This is a genomic window from Microbacterium sp. MPR-TSA4 (assembly GCF_058792815.1).
In genome coordinates this window covers 1-4,057 of sequence record NZ_JBXAFF010000085.1, presented here as the reverse complement: position 1 = coordinate 4,057, position 4,057 = coordinate 1, and the positions used below count along the sequence as shown (strand labels likewise).

Below are 4,057 nucleotides of genomic sequence, written 5' to 3'. Positions count from 1 at the left end.
CCGCGAGCCGCCACGGCACGGACGAGCCGCTATGGCCTGGGCGGTGCGCGCGATGGCGGCTCGCACGCGGGATAGCGGTTGGCGGGTGAGGGGGCGTCCTAGGCTGGGCGCATGAGCAGCGAGCGTCGCGTCCACCTGTCCCGGTCCGCCCGTCCCGCCTACGACGCGCTGGAGGCCTTCTCCCAGACGGTCGGCACCATCGCGGCCGACGCGGGGATCGACGCGCGGCTGCGGGAGCTCGTGCTCATCCATGCCTCCCAGCTCAACGGCTGCGCCTACTGCGTGCGGGTGCACGTCGACCGCGGCGTGGCGGCAGGACTGACCGCCGACGACATCGCGCAGTTGGCGACGTGGCGCGAGTCGGGCGTCTTCTCGGCCCGTGAACGCGCCGCTCTCGAGCTCGCCGAGTGCTACGTCTTCATCCACGAGGAAGGCGTGCCGGACGAGGTCTACGACCGCGTGGGCGGCATCCTCTCCGAGCCGGAGTACGTCGCGATCAGCTGGCTCCTCGTCTCGATCAATGCGTTCAACCGCATCACGATCGCCGGGGCGTACCCCGTCCCGCCGCGCGGGGGCGAGGCGGCGGCCGCAGCAGCGGGGAGCGGCACCGCATGACGCTGGTGCCCGGAGCGCTCAACTTCCGCGACGTCGGCGGGCTGCCGGCGGGCGCGGCGGCGACGAGGCCGCGGGTGCTCTTCCGCTCCGGCAACCTCGCTCGGCTGACCGGCGAGGGATGCCGCGCGCTCGCGGATCTCGGCGTGCGCCGGATCGTGGATCTGCGCGCCGACGACGAGGTCGCCACCGAGCCGAGTCGCGTCGACGGCCTCGGCCTCGAGACGGTCCGCATCCCGCTGTTCGTCGGATCGGTCGGATCCTTCTTCGCGGAGGACAGGTCGCTCGCGCAGATGTACCGCGAGCTGGTGGACGGCTCGGCGCCGCAGCTCGTGGAGGCCACGCGCGCGGTCCTGGGCGCGCAGCCCGTGCTCGTGCACTGCACGGTGGGCAAGGACCGCACGGGCGTGACGATCGCGTTGCTGCTGGCGGCGGCGGGCGTCGACGAGGACGCGATCGTCGCCGACTACGCCCGGACGGAGGAGCTGCTGCCGCCGGAGCGGAACGGGCGCGTGCTGGCGTATCTGCGCACCCTGCATCCCGACGCGCGCCATCTCGACGACCTCGTGACGCGTTCACCGGCCACGGTCATGCGGGATCTCCTCGCCGATGTGCGCGGCCGCTACGGCGGCGCCGCCGACTACCTGCGCGCCCACGGACTGACGGTGGACGAAGTGGCGGCCCTGCGCACGCACCTCATCGCAGAATGAGGTAAGGCTCCCCTTAACAGGGCGTATGATGGGGGTCATCATGACTTCCCTCGCGACACGTGCCGTGCACGACTCGACCGCCTGCAAGGCGTCGCGTCACGCGCGCGTGCAGCACCTCATCACGGCCGACGAGAACGCGCTCGCCGAGCTGGAGGCGCTCGTCGCGACCCTGCCGATCTGCTCGACCGGCCGCGTCTTCGTCGAGGTTCCCGACGCGTCGTGGATCGCTCCGATCACCGTGCCCGCCCGGATGGTGCTCACGTGGCTCGATCGATCGGCGCGCAGCGGCGAGCCGGGCACGGGCCGGGCGTGCGCCCCGGGGCAGGCGCTGAGCCGCGCCGTCACCGCCTGGGCCGACGAGATGCTCTGCGACGACGCCGTCTCCGACGAGGCCGCGGCGGACGACACCGACGGGCTTCGGCCCGCGTCGGATGCCGCGTGCGTCGACGGCACGCGCATCCACCTGCTCGGGGGCTTCCTCGGCACCGCCGACATCTTCGATCACCTCACCGAGCGTCTGGGCATCGCCGCCGCGGCGGTGCACACGCCCGCCCGCTTCGGGCTCGTCAGCTCCCGCTGACCCGCGCGCCCTTCGTCGACGAGCCGCGTGGCACGTAGTTGCCCTCCTCCAGCCCGGCGAGGATCTCGAAGCGGTTCGTCAGCGGATCCCGACCGGCCACGGCGTACAGCAGCGGCATGAGGAAGCCGTAGCGGCGCCACTGGCGCGCGTGCACGGCCTCGTGCCGCAGCACCGCGTCGCCGATGTGCGGCGAGCCGGTGAGGAAGCACCCGCCCACGCACACGCCGCCGCGACCGAACGTCCAGGAGGGCATCCCGGTGAAGACCCAGAGCCCGCCCCGGCGCTCGATGCGGCCCGTCGACCACAGCGTCCCCCAGACCCAGCCCACCGCCGTGCCCCACCAGTAGCCGGCGCGGCTCACCGGCGAGTCGAGGAGGATGCTGGGGATCAGCGCGTCCAGGCGTCGCCCGCGCGCCACGGCCCGGGCGGCACGGGCCTGCCAGCCGGGAGGCGGAGTGGCGATCACGCGAGCGCGCCGACCACGCGGAGGATCGTCCCGAGATCGTCGACGGCCGCCGCGGGCGAGGCCGGTGCGAACCCGGAGAGGGACGCGCCCGCGAGGGGGAAGCGCGAGCGCACCGCGCCGATCGCGGCGGTCAGCTGCGCGAGCGTGAGCCCGAAGGGGACCGGACGGGAGACACCCGCGAGCACCGCCGGGTCGAGCACGTCGAGATCGACGTGGATGTACACGGCCTGCGCGCCGGTGGCCGCCACCGCGTCCACGAGCGCGCTCGCCTCGGCGGCGGCATCCGCGTCGACGACGCGCACCGCGCTGGTGTCCAGGAACGCGCGTTCCGGCTCGTCGAGCTCGCGGGTGCCGACCAGCACGGTGCGATCCTCCGCGACGGCGCCGCCGCCCGGGAGCGCGGAGGTCGCCACGACCGCACGGAGCGCCATCCCGGCGAACGCGCCGGAGGGCGAGGTGGTCGGGGTGTGGAGGTCGCCGTGCGCGTCGAACCACACGACGGCGAGGTCGGTGTGCGTCCGGGCGGCGTGCGCGATCGCGGGAAGGGCCACGCCGCAGTCGCCGCCGATGACGAGGGCGGGCTCGTCGCCGGTCGCCAGGGCGGCGCCGACGGCCTCCGCGACGCGGTTCAGGGCGCTGAAACGGCGGATGCCCGTCTCGAGCTCTTCGCCGGCCTCCGCCGGGACCTCGACGCGCGTCGTCGCGGCGCGCGGGAGGTCGCCCGCGATCGCCTCGGCACCGTCGACGAGCAGCATCGCCCGCGGGGCGGGCGAGCCCTGCCACTGCGGCACCACCAGGAAGCGTGTCATGCGGTCATCCTTCCGTCGCCGCGGGCTGTCCCGGGGCTCCCGCGTCGGGCGGGGCCCCGGAACGTGCGCGCCGTTCCTACTGCTCGAGCGCCGCCGTGGGGCTGCCGCCGCTCTTGAGCGCGGCCAGCCGCGCCTCGACCTCGGTGAGCTCGCCGACGTCCTCGAGCTCGTTGAACTGGGCGTCGAGGCTGGATGCTGCCAGCTCCGCCTTGCCGGCGGCGAGGGCTTCCTGGCGACGGACCTTGTCTTCGAAGCGTCCGAGCTCGCTCGTGGGGTCGAGCACGTCGATCGACTTGACGGCGTCGTGCACCTTGTTCTGCGCCTCGGCGGTCTTCGCGCGCGCCAGCAGCTCGCTGCGCTTCGCCTTGAGCTGCTCGAGCTTCTGCTTCATGCCGTTGAGGCCGTCCTTGAGCTTGTCGACGACCTCCGTCTGGGAGGCGATCGTCGGCTGGACGGCCTTGGCCTCGTTCTCCTCGCTGATCTGGCGCTGCAGGGCGATCTTGGCGAGGTTGTCGAACTTGTCGGCATCCGCGGCGTTGCCGGCGGCGCGCAGCTCGTCGGCCTTGCGGCTGGCGGCGAGGGCCTTGTTGCCCCATTCCGCGGCGGCACGGACGTCCTCTTCGTGGTCGCGCTCGAGCAGGCGCAGGTTTCCGATGGTCTCAGCGATGGCGGACTCGGCGTCGGCGATCGAGTTGGTGTAGTCGCGCACCAGCTGGTCGAGCATCTTCTGCGGGTCTTCGGCGGAATCGAGCATCGCGTTGATGTTCGCCTTCACGAGAGTCGAGATGCGGCCGAAGATGGACTGCTTTGCCATCGGTTTTCCTTTCCTAGCGGGAAACTGCGGGGACTGCGAGGTCAGTGGTGGTGGGCGGGGGAAGGG

At 73.0% G+C, this 4,057-nt stretch carries 6 protein-coding genes; 3 read left to right on the top strand and 3 right to left on the bottom strand.

The genetic code is table 11. From position 1 onward, the window contains the following. The first annotated feature begins 111 nt into the window (after window positions 1-111). The 3 genes from AC1Q49_RS16065 to AC1Q49_RS16055 are packed head-to-tail and all read left to right on the top strand — an operon-like array spanning window position 112 to window position 1,902. Entirely contained in the window at window positions 112-615 is a 504-nt protein-coding gene (locus AC1Q49_RS16065; protein WP_060960883.1) for a carboxymuconolactone decarboxylase family protein, read from the top strand. Then, window positions 612-1,322, top strand: a complete 711-nt coding sequence (locus tag AC1Q49_RS16060) for a tyrosine-protein phosphatase (protein ID WP_492493395.1) — start codon at window positions 612-614, stop codon at window positions 1,320-1,322. The genes AC1Q49_RS16065 and AC1Q49_RS16060 overlap by 4 nt, the downstream gene beginning before the upstream one ends. 40 nt (window positions 1,323-1,362) lie before the next feature. Beyond that, entirely contained in the window at window positions 1,363-1,902 is a 540-nt protein-coding gene (locus AC1Q49_RS16055) for an SIP domain-containing protein (RefSeq protein WP_492493393.1), read from the top strand. Here the strand turns inward: AC1Q49_RS16055 and AC1Q49_RS16050 are convergent. The 3 genes from AC1Q49_RS16050 to AC1Q49_RS16040 all read right to left on the bottom strand — a co-directional run bounded on the left by AC1Q49_RS16050 (window position 1,889) and on the right by AC1Q49_RS16040 (window position 3,991). After that, the gene (locus tag AC1Q49_RS16050; protein WP_492493391.1) at window positions 1,889-2,368 is read right to left on the bottom strand and encodes a Fe-S oxidoreductase; all 480 of its coding nucleotides are present in this window, start codon (window positions 2,366-2,368) and stop codon (window positions 1,889-1,891) included. The genes AC1Q49_RS16055 and AC1Q49_RS16050 overlap by 14 nt on opposite strands. Next, the gene (locus AC1Q49_RS16045) at window positions 2,365-3,177 is read right to left on the bottom strand and encodes an arginase family protein (RefSeq protein ID WP_061782535.1); all 813 of its coding nucleotides are present in this window, start codon (window positions 3,175-3,177) and stop codon (window positions 2,365-2,367) included. Before AC1Q49_RS16045 ends, AC1Q49_RS16050 begins: the two co-directional genes overlap by 4 nt. 76 nt (window positions 3,178-3,253) lie before the next feature. Then, the gene (locus AC1Q49_RS16040) at window positions 3,254-3,991 is read right to left on the bottom strand and encodes a PspA/IM30 family protein (protein WP_060960880.1); all 738 of its coding nucleotides are present in this window, start codon (window positions 3,989-3,991) and stop codon (window positions 3,254-3,256) included. Between the last annotated feature and the right edge of the window lie 66 nt (window positions 3,992-4,057).